14 protein-coding genes are annotated in these 14,256 nt (G+C 61.2%); 10 read left to right on the top strand and 4 right to left on the bottom strand.

All coding sequences use genetic code 11. The features are described from left to right. The first annotated feature begins 10 nt into the window (after positions 1-10). Entirely contained in the window at positions 11-904 is an 894-nt protein-coding gene (locus tag VGI36_11905; GenBank protein HEY2485847.1) for an SDR family oxidoreductase, read from the top strand. A gap of 12 nt (positions 905-916) precedes the next feature. Here VGI36_11905 and VGI36_11900 read toward each other — a convergent pair whose 3' ends face one another. The 3 genes from VGI36_11900 to VGI36_11890 all read right to left on the bottom strand — a co-directional run bounded on the left by VGI36_11900 (position 917) and on the right by VGI36_11890 (position 3,749). Then, positions 917-1,597, bottom strand: coding sequence for a nitroreductase family protein (locus VGI36_11900; protein ID HEY2485846.1), 681 nt, complete (start codon positions 1,595-1,597; stop codon positions 917-919). A 114-nt stretch (positions 1,598-1,711) separates the two neighbouring features. Continuing rightward, on the bottom strand, positions 1,712-2,746 hold the full coding sequence (locus VGI36_11895; GenBank protein ID HEY2485845.1) for an arginine N-succinyltransferase: 1,035 nt from the start codon (positions 2,744-2,746) through the stop codon (positions 1,712-1,714). A gap of 7 nt (positions 2,747-2,753) precedes the next feature. Next, positions 2,754-3,749 (bottom strand): arginine deiminase-related protein, encoded by a 996-nt coding sequence (locus VGI36_11890; GenBank protein HEY2485844.1) that lies wholly within the window; start codon positions 3,747-3,749, stop codon positions 2,754-2,756. 191 nt (positions 3,750-3,940) lie between these two features. Here VGI36_11890 and VGI36_11885 point away from each other — a divergent pair, with 191 nt between their 5' ends. The 6 genes from VGI36_11885 (at position 3,941) to VGI36_11860 (ending at position 10,742) form a co-directional block, all read left to right on the top strand. Further along, the gene (locus VGI36_11885; protein HEY2485843.1) at positions 3,941-5,494 is read left to right on the top strand and encodes an FAD-dependent oxidoreductase; all 1,554 of its coding nucleotides are present in this window, start codon (positions 3,941-3,943) and stop codon (positions 5,492-5,494) included. 138 nt (positions 5,495-5,632) lie between these two features. After that, positions 5,633-6,439, top strand: a complete 807-nt coding sequence (locus VGI36_11880; GenBank protein HEY2485842.1) for an enoyl-CoA hydratase-related protein — start codon at positions 5,633-5,635, stop codon at positions 6,437-6,439. Positions 6,440-6,501: 62 nt separating this feature from the next. Then, entirely contained in the window at positions 6,502-7,743 is a 1,242-nt protein-coding gene (locus VGI36_11875) for a serine hydrolase domain-containing protein (GenBank protein ID HEY2485841.1), read from the top strand. A gap of 155 nt (positions 7,744-7,898) precedes the next feature. Next, positions 7,899-8,993 carry an NAD-dependent epimerase/dehydratase family protein gene (locus tag VGI36_11870; protein ID HEY2485840.1) on the top strand — a complete coding sequence of 365 codons (1,095 nt, stop codon included), beginning with the start codon at positions 7,899-7,901 and terminating at the stop codon, positions 8,991-8,993. 119 nt (positions 8,994-9,112) lie between these two features. Further along, positions 9,113-9,388, top strand: a complete 276-nt coding sequence (locus VGI36_11865) for a hypothetical protein (protein ID HEY2485839.1) — start codon at positions 9,113-9,115, stop codon at positions 9,386-9,388. Positions 9,389-9,500: 112 nt separating this feature from the next. Then, positions 9,501-10,742, top strand: a complete 1,242-nt coding sequence (locus VGI36_11860; GenBank protein HEY2485838.1) for an MFS transporter — start codon at positions 9,501-9,503, stop codon at positions 10,740-10,742. Positions 10,743-10,841: 99 nt separating this feature from the next. Here the strand turns inward: VGI36_11860 and VGI36_11855 are convergent, their stop codons facing one another. Beyond that, positions 10,842-12,083 carry an acyl-CoA dehydrogenase family protein gene (locus tag VGI36_11855; GenBank protein ID HEY2485837.1) on the bottom strand — a complete coding sequence of 414 codons (1,242 nt, stop codon included), beginning with the start codon at positions 12,081-12,083 and terminating at the stop codon, positions 10,842-10,844. Positions 12,084-12,269: 186 nt separating this feature from the next. Between VGI36_11855 and VGI36_11850 the strand changes: the two genes are divergently transcribed. From VGI36_11850 to VGI36_11840, 3 genes are all read left to right on the top strand, one after another. Then, positions 12,270-12,899 (top strand): hypothetical protein, encoded by a 630-nt coding sequence (locus VGI36_11850; GenBank protein ID HEY2485836.1) that lies wholly within the window; start codon positions 12,270-12,272, stop codon positions 12,897-12,899. A 244-nt stretch (positions 12,900-13,143) separates the two neighbouring features. After that, positions 13,144-13,548 (top strand): GFA family protein, encoded by a 405-nt coding sequence (locus VGI36_11845; GenBank protein ID HEY2485835.1) that lies wholly within the window; start codon positions 13,144-13,146, stop codon positions 13,546-13,548. Between the two features lie 418 nt (positions 13,549-13,966). Then, the coding region (locus VGI36_11840; protein ID HEY2485834.1) for a hypothetical protein at positions 13,967-14,256 on the top strand (290 nt) is incomplete at its 3' end.

Below are 14,256 nucleotides of genomic sequence, written 5' to 3'. Positions count from 1 at the left end.
GAGATCAGGAATGGGAATCCTTGATGGCAAAGCAGCAGCGGTGACCGGCAGCGGGCGCGGAATCGGGCGCGCTGTCGCTAAGGCATTGGCGGCAAACGGCGCCGCAGTGGTGGTCAACGATCGCGGGGTGACGGTGGAAGGCAAAGAAGAACCCACCACGCCAGCGGACGAGGTTGTCAAAGAGATCAAGGCGGCCGGCGGGGTCGCGGTTGCCAATCGACTGGACATCGCGACGGTGAGCGGTGGCGAGGGCCTCGTTAATGTGGCGATAAAGGAGTTCGGCAAGCTCGATATCCTGGTTAACGTCGCCGGCATCCTGAGGGATCGAATGATCTTTAACATGAGCGAGGAAGAATGGGACGAGGTCATTCGTGTCCATCTCAAGGGTCATTACTGCACCATGCGGCCAGCCTCGGCCCACATGCGCGAGCGCAAGCTGGGCAGGATCATCAACTTCTCTTCCGGTGCCGCGCTCGGAGCTCCGGGTCAGCCCAACTACGCCGCCGCCAAAGCGGCGATCCTCGGACTGACTTACAGCAGCGCGGTGGCGCTGGCGAAGTATAACGTAACCGTCAACGCGATCATGCCGGGAGCCTCGACCCGCATGACCGATTCGATTCCCGCAGGGAGAACGCCGGGCGGCCCTTTCCGCGAGTCCAGCAGCGCGACCAACACCATCATGGACCCGGCTAACGTCGCGCCCATAGTGGTATTCCTGGCGAGCGACGAAGCCCAGTACGTCAATGGGCAATGTTTCGGCGCGATGGGCTACCGGATCACGCGCTATTCTCACTTGGCGCCCGAACGAATCCTGATGGGCGATGAGCCGTGGACGGTGGAGCGCCTGTCGAAATCGTTCAAAGCGACGCTGGGGAGCGATCTTAAGCCGCCCCGCATGCTGTAGCTTGACGACCGCTCAGCTGCGCCACGGACTTCCGAAGCGATCGTGGAGCGCCACTTCGCTGAGGGGCCGACGTTTGACCGCGCCGAACTTGTCGTCGGTATAGCCGATCGGCATTAGCCCAAAAGTGCGCACATCTTCCGGAAGCTCGAGCGCGCGTTTGACCTCAGCTTCGAGCAGCACGTGATTGGTGGTAAGCACCGTTCCCAGACCGAGCGCGCGGCAGGCGAGGATAATGTTTTGCACGGCGGGATAGATGGAAGCACCTGCCACCCATGGAGCGGTCGACTCCATCTCCGTGCGCACCTCCGGCGGAATTGATGCCGGCAGTATGCGTGGCGTTACTCGCAGGCAGGGGAGTAGCAGAACCGGTGCCTCGCCCATATGCTCGTGCAGGTAGACACCCCCAGCCATAAGTCTGGCGTATTGCTCCTCGGTCATATGGCCTGGTCGGCTGTTGCTCAGATAGACCTCCCTAACCCACGCACTCGCCCGGCGGTAGAGGTCGCCGATATTGCGCCGCTGTGCGTCATCGGTAACGACCACGAACAGCCAGTTCTGGCGGCTTCCCGCGGATGGTGCCTGGATCGCCGCCTCCAGAACCTTGGTGAGAAGTTCGTGGGGCACCGGGTCCGACCGGAAGTGTCTGATCGCGCGCGCGGAATGGATCGTTTCGAACAACCCCATTTCGCTCATGATTTTCTTCTCCGTCGAACAGAGACGTTGGCGCTTCCCCTCTCGTCAAAGTCCCTCTATTTCGCGAAGAGAATCAATGGCCGGTCCCTGCGCTCGCTGAGCATGCCGGCGGCATCAAGCATCTAGAGGTACACAATCGACCTGATCACCTTCTTGGATCTTGAGGATTTCGAAGATTCGAGGAGGAAGGATGATCTGTCCTTTCCTCATTTCCGCGGTGGATGCGAGTGCGCGGTATCCGCGCGCATCTTGCCGCGCAATCAGGTAACGCACCGCGCCGCCGGGGGGTGGCCCCGCTGAGGCTCGATAACTGGAGCAGCTCCTGACCGGTACAATCTCATTGACGGCGCAACCATAGTACGGTCCACCATCAAAGGGATCTATCTGGTTCAGGTAGCGCAGGCCGGCCTGCTCAAGAATTCGCAGGGCTCCGCGCGTATCCTCGCCGACCTCGCCGATAGCGTTGCGAATTTCCTCGGGGAGCATCAACACATAAATCGGCGCGTCGGGAAACAACGCGCGAATGAATTCCTTGTCGCGGGTCGAGAGCCGATCGGCCTGGCGATAGGAGAGTCCGGTGACCAGTCGGCCGTAGTGATCCCAGAAGCGATTTCCATGACCTGGCTGGGTCGGCGGCAGCATTTCCGCGATAACGTGGCGCTCAAAGCGGCGACGATTGCGTGCAATGTATGCGAAGCGCACCCATGAAATCTGCTTGCCGATTCGCTCTGGATGACCACGCATCGGGGCAGCCACAATCAGACCGCCGATTTCCGTCGGTCCGTCCATCGAGTGGCGAAGCCTCAGGTAGGTATGACGGAACATGCGCTGCAGGGTGTGCGAGTAGCGCTCGTCCGCGTCGACTTGGAAATAGTAGTGGGGCGAGCTAGGAGTGCCGTGCTTGCCGATAATCATGGAAGCGGCAACGATTCTTCGCCGGCTTATCTCCTCCGCGGCGAATACGTATTTGGCCCTGGCGCGGTCGCTTATTTTCCCTGCGAACGCCGCCTTGGAGTGCTCGAGCACCTCCGCAAGCTCCGTGGAATCCGTCGGTAGACTGGTCGAGTCCAGCTCGCGCGCCAGGCGCAGAATCTGCCGATGGTCCCTCGGCCCGGCCGCCCGGAGCAGAAATGAAGGTGGCGAAGGCATAGGATCACTAACCCGGCGGGAACATGTGGGAATAATTGCGACGCGCCCGAAACGACGTGGGGCCGTTGTCGTCCGGCAGCTCGGAGGTGGGACCGAGATCGAGAATCATGCACTTTATAGAGCCGCCGCCCTTGGCGAGAAACTCGCTCACGTCAACTGAGATCGGCTCGACGCCGCGGTCCCGAATTTGGGCGAGCGTCCTCAAGCTCAAACCCGAGGGAAGGATCAAACCACATCTCCCTTCGCTGATAATCTGAAATGAGTTGGCCGCGTACCGGGCCGCATCGACACTGTCGAGCTCGATCAGGTCGGGACCGAATGCGCCACGCAGGCGCATACGCGACTCCTGGGTTAGCCCATCCATATAGGCCAGCAGATATTCGCGCCGTGGTCCGAAGGAGCACAACACGGTATCCCCGTGGTAGTACGCCTCGTCCGAGAGCTCCAGCGGAAGAATAGGCCGGCTGGCGACGATGAGCTGAAGCTCGGGCAACGCGCCGCGCTCGGAGCGGAAACCGTAAACGCGCCGCCATGGAGGCAGTCCAGCTCTCGGCACAAAACGTTGCCGCTCCACGTGGCCGTAAGTAAAAATCATATAGGGACCGGCAGGGAAAAAGTCGGCCTCGCCTTCAAAGCGCGCTACGAGATTCTGGGTGACGAAGCCGATAGACCCTATTGCGTTGCGATAGACCTCGCGCTCGGGTGCGCGGGTGGGCAGGAGGTTAGCCAGGTAGAAGACTTTCTGGCCCGCGGGGGCGCCTTCCAGGGGGAATAAAAAGCCTGCGTTGGCGGGATATACCAACCCGGGCAGGAGCTCCTGCGGCTCGATTACGAGAACTTCGGCGCCGCGCTGGATCAGGGCATGAGCCAGCGAATGCCATTGATGTCGGGCCCGCTCGGCATAGACCCTCTTCTTGAGACCCAAGACGTTGCGCGTATGTGGGTTGGCCCCCCCCTTCACCGAGAAAAATTGCGGATCGCCCATCAATATGGTTCTGGACATTTGAGCGCGCCGGGCGGAGGCGCTGCTGCACCCCCGTTTCCAAAATATCAAACTGACGGGGGACGACCCTCGAAAAATGAGTTACTCGCACCTCGGGTTAAGGGGGTTTTTTCGCTGAAAATTAGTTCCGTGGCCGGACCGGTCTCGGACTGAATTGAAGATAGCGTGCAGTTTCGGTGATACGCTGACAAATGATGGATGCGCCAGCCCATCTTCGCACCACCGATGTCCTCATCGTGGGTGCGGGGCCGACCGGACTGGTGTTGGCGCTATGGCTGGCGCGGCGCGGCGTGCCGGTGCGCATCATCGACAAGACGGCGCAGGCGGGGACGACCTCGCGAGCCTTGGCAGTGCAGGCTCGCACACTCGAGCTATACCGTCAGCTCGGTCTTGCTGATGCGGTAGTCGCGCGCGGACACAAGGCCTCTGCCGTCAATCTGTGGGTGGCCGGCAAACAGGTGGCGCATGCGGTTTTCGGCGACCTGGGGGCGGGCTTAAGCCCGTATCCATATGCACTGACCTTTGCCCAGGATGAGCACGAACGACTGTTGATCGATCATCTGGCGCAAAGCGGTGTCGAGGTCGAGCGGTGCACCGAGTTGATCGACTTCGAGGACCGACCGGATAGCGTAGGGACGCGTCTTAAGTTGCCCGACGGATCGCTGGAAACTTGCGAGGCAGCATACCTCGGAGGCTGCGACGGCGCGCGCTCGACGGTACGCGAGAAGTTACGGATCGGGTTCCCCGGCGGCACCTATGCGCACCTCTTTTATGTAGCCGATGTGGAGGGGCGTGGCGCTGCCATGAACGGAGAGATTCAGGTCGCTTTCGACACGACCGATTTTTTGGCCGTGTTTCCCTTGAAGGACGAAAGGCGCGCACGGCTGGTCGGCACCATCCGCCAGCAAGCCGAAGGGCAACACGAAAATCTGTCGTGGGACGACATCAGCAAACGCGTGATCGATTGGATGCGAGTCGAAGTTGAGCGCGTGAACTGGTTCTCGACCTACCAGGTGCACCATCGGGTCGCCAATCGTTTCAGCCGGGGCCGCGTATTCCTGCTCGGTGATGCGGCGCACATTCACAGCCCGGTCGGAGGACAGGGGATGAACACCGGCATCGGCGATGCGGTGAATCTCGCATGGAAACTCAGCGCAGTCCTTGAGAGTGGTGCAAAGGCGTCGCTGCTGGACAGCTACGAACCCGAACGCATCGCGTTTGCACGGCGACTGGTCGCTACGACTGACCGGGCCTTTACCGGGGTTACGAGTGCGGGTCCGATCGCGCGACTTTTACGACTGCATGCAGTGCCCGCCATTATGCCGCCATTGCTCGCGTTGGCGCCTGTGCGACGCTTTCTGTTCCGAACTGTTTCGCAGACGGCGGTCAACTATCGGGGAAGCAGCTTGAGTGAAGGAAGTGCTGGAGGAGTGCACGGTGGCGATCGCTTGCCGTGGGTCAAGTTGGACTTAAGCGGTGAGGACAATTTCGCGCCACTGTCGTCGCTCGAATGGCAGCTCCATGTGTATGGAGATGCCTCCTCCGAGTTGCGCGCCATGTGTGCGGCACGAAACCTGCCGCTCGAGGTCTTTCCATGGCGTCCGGATATGAGCGGCGCGGGTCTGCAACGAGACGCCGCCTACCTCGTGCGGCCGGACGGCTACGTGGCGCTGGCCGAAGCGCATGCTCGGGGCGCAACCGTGACGTCTTATCTCGACGCACGCACCGTTCCGCCAGTGGTATAGAGACACCTGCAAAAGGTGTTATCGCTGGGCCCGCAGGAGGCACTACCTCGACTGCCCTGGGCGCGCCGCGCCAGTTGCAAGTTTGCGCGCAAACTGTTTCTCATCGGAGGAACGCGAGTCGGGTGCGCGGAGGCACGTATGACATTCACCAATCTCTTGTTGGACAAAAATGAGCTTATCGGGACGCTGACCCTGAATCGGCCCGAGAAGCTCAACGCTATGACGCCAGCGCTCATCGCGGAGATGGGTGAGGCCCTGACCGAGGTCGAGAAGGACCCCGAAATCAAAGTGCTGATTATTCGTGGCGCGGGGCGTTCTTTCTGCTCGGGTTATGACCTGACGGTGGGCTTGGGCAGCGCCAGTGGCGAGCGTTACACGCTCGATTCCGATCAGCGATCGCTGCAGCACTATGTCGAACACTGGCTGCGATTGAGGGACTTGCCCAAGCCCGTCATCTCGATGGTACATGGATACTGCCTGGCTGGCGGATCGCAGCTCGCTATTTCTACCGACATGATCTTCGTCGCCGAGGACGCGAGTATTGGGTTTCCCTCGATTCCCGCCGGCGCTGGTTACGTGAGCTCGTTCTGGAACTGGATGGTGGGACCGCATCGCACCAAGTACCTGGCGTTTCTTCCCGGGAGCCGGATCAGTGGCAAGGAAGCGGAGGCGATCGGATTCGCAACCCGCGCCTTTCCTGCCGAGAGCCTCGAGCGCGAGACCTACGACTACGCGAGACGCGTAACCAAAGTTCCTGCCCAGAAACTCCGGCTAGAGAAGCTCGCGATCAACCGTGCGATGGATATCCGGGGGTTCCGCACCACGGTGCTGGCCGGCGCCGAGTTCGATGCGATCTTCCATTTTGGCCCCGGCAACGAGGAGATTCGCGCGGTGCAGAAGGAACGTGGACTGCGGGGCGCGATCCAGTGGTATGAGCACAAATAGCTTTGGCAACAATGGGAATTCGCAAAGGCTGCTAATGCAACAAATCGGGAGAGTAGAGGGCGATGGCGAATCGAACGATTTCGAAAAATACGCGGGCGGGCACTGTCGAGGGTGAATTCGATCCCAAGTTCGAAGGCGTAGTCGACGCGTTCGTCGAGAATTTCGAGCGGCGCGACGAGGTTGGCGCCAGCTGTTGTCTCACCCTGGAGGGCCGTACGGTCGCCGACTTGTGGGGTGGTCGCGTTGCGGTCGATGGCGCAGCATGGTCCCGTGACACCATCTCGGTAATCTTCTCCGCAACCAAAGGCGCGACCGCGCTGTGCGCCCATATGGCAGCCGATCGCGGACAGCTGGATCTCGATGCACCGGTGACGCGCTACTGGCCGACCTTCGGACAGGCGGGCAAGGAGGAGGCGCTGGTCACCATGATGCTCGATCATTCAGTCGGCCTCCCGCACCTTCGCACGAAAGTGAGGAAAGGCGGGTTCTATGACTATGACTACATGATCGGACTGCTTGAGCGCGAAGAGCCGTTCTGGAAGCCGGGAATTCGCAACGGTTATCACGGTATCACCCTGGCATGGACCATCGGTGAGATGGTGCATCGTTCGACGGGCAAACGACTCGGCGCATTCTTCCACGAGGAAGTTGCCAAACCGCTCGGACTCGACTTTGCGATTGGCCTGCCGGCGGATCGGGAGCCGCGAGTCGCACCGATGATCTATGCGCCAATCACCGACGAGGTGCGCAACAGCCGCGTCTCGCAGGCCGCGGTCAAGGAGAAGGACTCAGCCACGCACTACTTCATGTTCAACATGGGCGGTTTCGACGCGAACAGCCACGAGGCCCACGCCGCGGAAATCGGCTCGGCCAACGGAATCTCCAACGCGCGCGGGCTCGCTGGCCTTTACGCTCCGCTAGCGAACGGCGGCGAGTTGAAGGGAGTGCGCCTACTGGGCCGCGATGCGTTGCAGCGAATGGCGCTGTGCTCGGTGGCGACCCACGAAGACGCGACGCTTCGGATTCCAACCCGATTCTCGCTGGGGTTCATGAAGGCAATGGATAATCGACGCCTCGACAATGCAGCGCACTGCTCGCTACTGATCGGGGAGCCGGCTTTCGGGCATGTCGGCGCGGGCGGTTCGCTTGGCTTTGCCGACCCGGAATGCCGGATGAGTTTCGGCTATACGATGAACCGGATGGGCTTCGGAATCCTGATGAACGATCGCGGGCAGAGCCTGGTGGACGCCGCGTATCGCGCGCTCGGTTATCGCTCCGATGCAAGCGGAGTGTGGGCGCGATAGAAGGCGATGCTGTCGACCAAGCTGCTTGTCGCCGAGATAGTCAATTCGCTGCGGCAGGTTATCGGACCATCGATTTCCGCGCCCTACCCGATCAGCCTACTTTTTGAATCGCACGACCGCCGCTGCACCGGTGGCCGCGCGAATGGAGTACAAGCTTGAAGGCGCTCGTTATCGGCGGCACCGGGCCCAGCGGCCACTTCATCGTCAACGGCCTGCTCCGACGCGGCTACCAGGTCGCGATACTTCATACCGGCCGGCACGAGGTGAAGGAAATTCCGGAGACGGTCGAGCACATTCACAGCGACCCGTTTTCGGAGAGCGCGCTGGCCGATACCCTCGGTCCTTTAAACTTCGACCTGACGGTCGCAGCCTACGGTCGTCTGCGTCGAATCGCGGAAATCATGGCCGGACGAACCGGACGCTTCATCTCGATCGGCGGGGCCCCCGCGTATCGGGGATACATGAACCCGGCGACGCTGAATCCCACCGGCATGCCGATTCCCACCGCAGAGGACGCGCCGCTAGTCTCGACCGAAACCGAGGACCCGAAAGGCTGGCGGGTGGTGCAGACCGAGCAGGCAGTCTTTGACCACCACCCGCACGCTACGCACTTTCGTTATCCGCTCCTCTACGGCCCTTATCAGGTCGCGCCGCGCGAATGGTGCATCGTGCGGCGAATCCTGGATGGACGACCGATAATCATGCCGGACGACGGGCTCACGCTGAATCATTCAGCTTATGTGGAGAACGCGGCTCACGCAGTCTTGCTGGCGGTCGATCGTCCGGAGAAGGCGCGTGGACAAATTTACAATTGCGGTGACGAACGCTTGCTGACGGTTCGACAGATCGCCGAAGTCATCGCCGACGCCCTCGACCGGCAACTGGAAACCGTTTCGATGCCATGGCGATTCGCGCGCGCTGCGCGTCCTTTGATCTCCCAACCCTGGACCACGCACCGCGTTCTTGACCTGACCAAATTGAAGGCCGACCTTGGTTACGCAGACGTGGTCGCGCCCGAGACCGGCCTGGCGTACACGGCCCGATGGCTTCGCGACAATCCACCGCAACCGGGTGGAGCAGCGGAAAAGATTCTCCAGGATCCGTTTGACTACAGGGCGGAGAGCGAACTGATCGCCGCGTGGCAGGGCCTCTGTGACGCGATGCCGCACGTGAAGTTTGAAAGAGAACCCGGCTACACCGCAACCTACAGTGGACCCGGCGGGAAACCCAGAAGCACGCCGTGGTCATGAGCATGACTGGGGTCCCTTGAGCAAACTGGATCTGCGGCGAACCTGATTGCCGCTAATTTTTTCACTACTCATACAGCTCCAGCAGCACTGTGCAGAATAGATGCACGAAAAGGACCTGGATGGACCTTCCGAATCCGTGGATCGCTTTGGGCGTGGTCGCATCGACGGCGGCGACGGACGCCGTCTATGTCATGTTCAATGGGGCGGTTTCCGAGCGGCGTCGGATAAGAGCCGCGAGCTGGAGCAGCGTCTGGTATCTGCTCTCGGCGTTTGCGGTGATCAGCTACACGAGAAATCCGCTTTATACGCTGTTTGCCGCGGGCGGCTCGTGGCTGGGCGCGTTCTGTGCCGTTACCTGGCTGAACCGCGGCGGTCCGCCGCCCCTGCCCGGGTAAACCCGAGCCCCGGCGCGCGCGTGGGAGGCAAGCTTTCTGCTCGCTGGAGATTGTCAGCATTCCGTGGTACAGCGCGTTTGGTTCGCGGACAGCTGATTGCCGGACAACGTCAATGACGCAACAGGAACGAGCGGGCTGGAAGATCGTCGCGAGTCTATTTGTGGTCCTGTTTGTGGTCTGGGGCGGCGGAATTAACACGGGGGCGGTGTTCTTTCCCGCGTTGTTAAAGTACTTCGGATGGACCCGTGCGCATCTTGCCACCCTCGGCAGCGCGGGTGCTCTGGCCGCGGGTCTGGTCGGACCGCTGGTGGGAGGTCTGCTCGATCGATTCGAAGCGCGGCGCGTGATGATGGGCGGGGCCGCGGTCACAGGCATGGCCTTCGTGTTTGCAAGCCGGGCCAATTCGTACTTCCCGTTGCTGATCGCGAATCTGGTCATCGCGATAGGTGTCACCGCAGCGACCATCATTCCCTGTTCGCTCATCGTCTCGAACTGGTTCGGGGCGCGGCGCGGTCTCGCGCTGGGTGTGACGTTTGCGGGGACTTCGATCGGCGGAATGGGCATGACCATGGTTTCGAACTATGCAATTGCCTGGGGAGGATGGCGGACCGGGTATGTGACGGTCGCGGTGCCGATGATTTTGGTCGTGATACCGCTAGTACTTCTCACGGTGAGATCACGTCCCGCGAGTCGGGCCCCTGCCGGGCTTCCGACCCAGCCGCATTCGTCTTTTGTGCTGCCTGGACTTGAGATCGGCGAGGCGATTCGGACGCGCTCGTTCTGGCTGATTTCGGCGGCGCAGTTCCTTTATGCCTGCTCGATCGCGGGAGCTGGGCTCCATCTGATCGCGTTTTTGATCGGCATTGGTTACACGTCGAACTTTGCCGCCGGCGTGTTGAGCGCCATCTTCTTCCTGACCTCGATTGGAAAGCTCGCGATGGGCCTGTTTGCAGATCGGGTGAGCGCGCGGGTCGCGCTCTCGATCAATTTCGCATTTTCCATGATCGGCACGGCAATGCTGATTCGTGCGGCGCATACCAGCGCACTGCTCGGGTATGTGATCTTCTACGGTCTGACCGTGGGTGCGCCGCTGGTGCTGATGCCGATGGTGATGGCCGAGTCGCTCGGGCTTAGGCGGCTTGGTTCGGTGATGGGAATCACGGGAATCTTCGCCACTCTCGGCGCGGCGGTTGGCCCGGTACTCGCGGGGCACATCTTTGATGTCAGCGGCAGCTACAATGCGGCTTTCATCGTGTTTGTCGCGATGTGGCTCGCCGCCTCGGTTTCGATTTTCGGCTGCCAGCCACTGAGCGCAGTGGAAGCACGGCTGGCCCCGGTGCCTGCGACTGCTTGAAGCGCTCTGCTTGCGGCCCTCGGTCCTTATTGTGAAAGGCCGTTTGCGGCTGGAACCGCAGAGATCCGTCGCTCGGGTATTTGCCCGAAGGAGGAGAGTTCAGCGGCCGCCGTTCCCTTGGTTGTGCGGCTTGGTCGGCGTGGGCGCTTCACCCCCCGGTGCGAGGCCCTCAACGAGCGGGATTCCAAACGCACTCTTGCCAAGGAATTCGAGCGTCTCGTCGCTATCGAACGGATGGTACAGGCCGGCGCGCACGTCGCGGAATAGCCGTTCCAGCGGCAGGCGCTTGAAATAGGAGGAGCCGCCGACCGCGCGGAGCGCAAGATCGACCACCCGCACCGAGTTTTCCACCGCGATCATCCGTGCGGCGACCGCCTTGCGCGACCAACTGCGCGGATCGTCGCGGTCGACTTCCGCCGCCGCTTTCCACATCGCGGCGCGCGCGCCTTCGAGCAGCAAATCCATCTCGCCGACCTTGGTGTAGACGGCAGGCAGATGACTCATCGGATGTTTGAGCGGAAAGCGCGGGCGGTCGCGCATAAACCCCACGGTGAAATCGCGCGCCGCCGCCGCGATTCCGATATAGGGCGCGCCGATCGTGAAGGGCGCCTTGGCAAAGACCTTGGTGACCCGGCCGGTTGGCGAGACCGGCCGCTGCAGCACGATCGCCGCATCGGGCACGAACGCATCTTTCAATTCCGAACTGCGGGATGCGGTCGCGCGCATCCCCATGACGTACCAGTCGTCCTTGAAGATCAGCCCCGGGGTTTCGCGGGGCGGGATGAAGAACGTGACGATGGTAGGTCCTTGCGGAGCGTCTTCGCAGATCGCCTCGGCGAAGAACAGGTCGAGGGCGATACTCTGGGTGCCGAAGATCTTGCGCCCGTTCACCACCCATCCGCCCTCGGCGCGTCGCGCAGTGGTGCGTGGACGGAGATTGATAACCGCGTTGTCGGGCTCCGAACCCGAACCGCCACAGATAAGGCGTTCGCCGCTGATCCGGCGCAGCATGGTCTCCACGTTGGGCGCCTTGAATTTTCGGTGCAGATCGACGAGCAACCCGAGCGTGTTGAAATGCATGTTAATCGCAAGCGCCGTCGCGCCGCACCCCTGCGCGAGGCGCTCCTGGGCCTTGATTCGCTCGAGCAGGGTGGCACCCAGCCCGCCCAGGTGCTCGGGAATGACGAGCGTGGTGTAACCAGTTTCCTTCAGGCGCGCGTAGTTTTCGTAGGGAAACGATCCCTCCTCGTCGTGCTGTGCGGCCCGCGGCGCGAACTCATCGGCAAGACCCGCCGCGAGGTCGATGAAGCGCTGCTCGCGCTCGGTATTAAGCTGGTTCATCGTTCGCGCACCCTCCGTCGACGACTGGGCTCGTGATTTGCTTTACCACACTTCGGCAAAGTCCCGCACTCCAAACAGACTACCGCGACTGCCCATTAAACGATCGTTCAGCAGGTTTGACAGGCAATACAGGCCTGTCTTAGGTTCTGCACATCCCGAGTCACTTTCACGCTCACGGAGGAAACCATGAACCGCGATTTCGAATTCAAGCAGATTCTGCGTGCATACCGCGCAGGTATCATCGACCAGGCGGCTTTTGAGCGGGAGATGCAGAGCCTGGAGAATGGTTCCGCCAATAGCCAAGAAGGTTTCAAAGCATTCGGCCGCAGCTACGCATCCGAGCGCGAGGCGGTGCTGCGCTTTCTCGAGACCGTGAGTGCAGCCGAGACCAACGGCGGCGAGGCCATCCGCAAGTGGCTGGAGGTCTGCACGACCGAGTGTATTCGCGGTGGTCTTAAGATGGTGGTGGAGCGCGAGACGTATCACGGCCGCGCCTTTGAGCGGAGGCTCCAGGAATTATGCGGCACCATGCCGGATCGGCGGACCGAGGAATTGCGCAAGAACCTGACGTACCTGGGCAATCCCAGCATCTCTGACTATCAGAAGCTGCATCGGGGCGCGACCCGGTTTCCGAACCCCGACGAGACGATCCGACCGCTCTTCGAGTTTGCCGCGCAGCTGAAAGAGGATTTGCAGACCAAGGAGATGGTGCAGCTCTTTGCCCAGGACGAGCTCTCCACCCTGAAGTGGCAAAACGCACTCTGCACGACGCTGACTAAGATGCAGGCGGAGAGCTCGGCGGCGGCCGCGAGCTAGTCGGCGGGAAATGGAGCCAGCCAGGGACGGGTGTCCTGTCCGGCCCAGTATTTTTCGTGCCGAGCGAGGTGCGCTTTTCGCGTGACTGAAAGTCGTTTCGCTGTAGTGCGCACCTCGTAGTCTGAGCCCTCGGTCGATAATCCAGATGCCAGCCTGCGCGTCGATTTCCTGCCCCAGGACGAAAGAAGAAGGCGCGCGTGTCCAAAGGTCGCCATCCTATTGTGTGTGACAGGAGGAAAGCGCCGTGAAGGTCGATGGCAGTTGTCATTGCGGCAAGATCGCGTTTGAGGCGAACGTCGATCCCGCTATGGTTACGATTTGTCACTGCACTGATTGCCAGAATCTCACCGGCTCTATATTCCGCGCGAACGTCCAGACGCCAGCGGATAGCTTCGTTCTACTGAGAGGGGACCCGAAGATTTACATCAAAACCACCGCCGAGAGCGGCACGCGACGAGCGCATGCTTTCTGTCCTGATTGTGGCACCCCGATCTACGCGGCGGCCGTCACCAACACACCCACCTATTCACTCCGCATCGGCACTCTCCGACAACGGGCTGAGCTGCGGCCCCACCGGCAGATCTGGTGCCGGTCTGCGCTCCCATGGTCGATAAACCTTCAGAAGATCACGCGCCTTGACCGTCAGTGAAAAAAGCCCCCAGACATTTGTATCGGTAAGGCGCAAAGCCATACTCAGACCCGCGTAAGCATCGCATAAGTCACTTGGTCCGAGGTCATCCGAATGGTAACTTGGTCCCCGTTTTCCGCACGGGGGCCTGTAGTTGCCGAAAAAATCGGGAGCCGAGACCACCGCGACCTGATGTGCGGGGAGTTTGAGGGACCTTCCGCAGCTACGAAGTCAAAGACATCGTCTGGCCTGAGCTTTCGCCCGATGAACTCGCCCGTCTGCGTGAGATGCCTTTTTGGGGCGAGGCGCTCGAAACCGAACAGATTGCCACCAAACGCATCCGACAGATGGTCGAGACTGAACCCGATCCCATCTGCGCGATGCGATCGCGAGGCAGGCATACGAGGAGAGCCGTCACGCCGAGCTCTTCGCGGGCCTGATGGAGCAGTTAGCAATCGCGGTGCCCGATCTGGATGGTTATACCCCGCGTGACCCCGAGTGGGGATTCATGCGGATGGGATATGGCGAGGTGTTCGATATCTTTTTTGCCGTTGGTCTCTTCAAGCTGGCCGCCCAGGTCGGCTTCTTTCCGGACTCGGTCACGCAGATATTTGAAAAGCTGATCAGCGAAGAGGCGCGCCACATCATCTTCTTTTGCTATGTATGGCGCCGCCAACGCGCGCCTCATTGCCAAACCCTGGTTCTCCATCCGGCGTGCGGCGGCGCTCG

Source organism: Candidatus Binataceae bacterium (genome assembly GCA_036495685.1).
In the GTDB taxonomy this organism is placed as follows: Bacteria; Desulfobacterota; Binatia; order Binatales; family Binataceae; genus JAFAHS01.
This window is presented reverse-complemented; position numbering and strand designations above follow the sequence as displayed.

What these genes read in the sequence shown, in the direction of transcription:
- VGI36_11850 (HEY2485836.1), top strand. Translation starts at nt 12,270, where the DNA reads ATGAACCGCGATTTCGAATTCAAGCAGATTCTGCGTGCATACCGCGCA.
- VGI36_11885 (HEY2485843.1), top strand. Translation starts at nt 3,941, where the DNA reads ATGATGGATGCGCCAGCCCATCTTCGCACCACCGATGTCCTCATCGTG.
- VGI36_11860 (HEY2485838.1), top strand. Translation starts at nt 9,501, where the DNA reads ATGACGCAACAGGAACGAGCGGGCTGGAAGATCGTCGCGAGTCTATTT.
- VGI36_11890 (HEY2485844.1), bottom strand. Translation starts at nt 3,749, where the DNA reads ATGTCCAGAACCATATTGATGGGCGATCCGCAATTTTTCTCGGTGAAG.
- VGI36_11895 (HEY2485845.1), bottom strand. Translation starts at nt 2,746, where the DNA reads ATGCCTTCGCCACCTTCATTTCTGCTCCGGGCGGCCGGGCCGAGGGAC.
- VGI36_11875 (HEY2485841.1), top strand. Translation starts at nt 6,502, where the DNA reads ATGGCGAATCGAACGATTTCGAAAAATACGCGGGCGGGCACTGTCGAG.
- VGI36_11855 (HEY2485837.1), bottom strand. Translation starts at nt 12,083, where the DNA reads ATGAACCAGCTTAATACCGAGCGCGAGCAGCGCTTCATCGACCTCGCG.
- VGI36_11865 (HEY2485839.1), top strand. Translation starts at nt 9,113, where the DNA reads ATGGACCTTCCGAATCCGTGGATCGCTTTGGGCGTGGTCGCATCGACG.
- VGI36_11900 (HEY2485846.1), bottom strand. Translation starts at nt 1,597, where the DNA reads ATGAGCGAAATGGGGTTGTTCGAAACGATCCATTCCGCGCGCGCGATC.
- VGI36_11905 (HEY2485847.1), top strand. Translation starts at nt 11, where the DNA reads ATGGGAATCCTTGATGGCAAAGCAGCAGCGGTGACCGGCAGCGGGCGC.
- VGI36_11880 (HEY2485842.1), top strand. Translation starts at nt 5,633, where the DNA reads ATGACATTCACCAATCTCTTGTTGGACAAAAATGAGCTTATCGGGACG.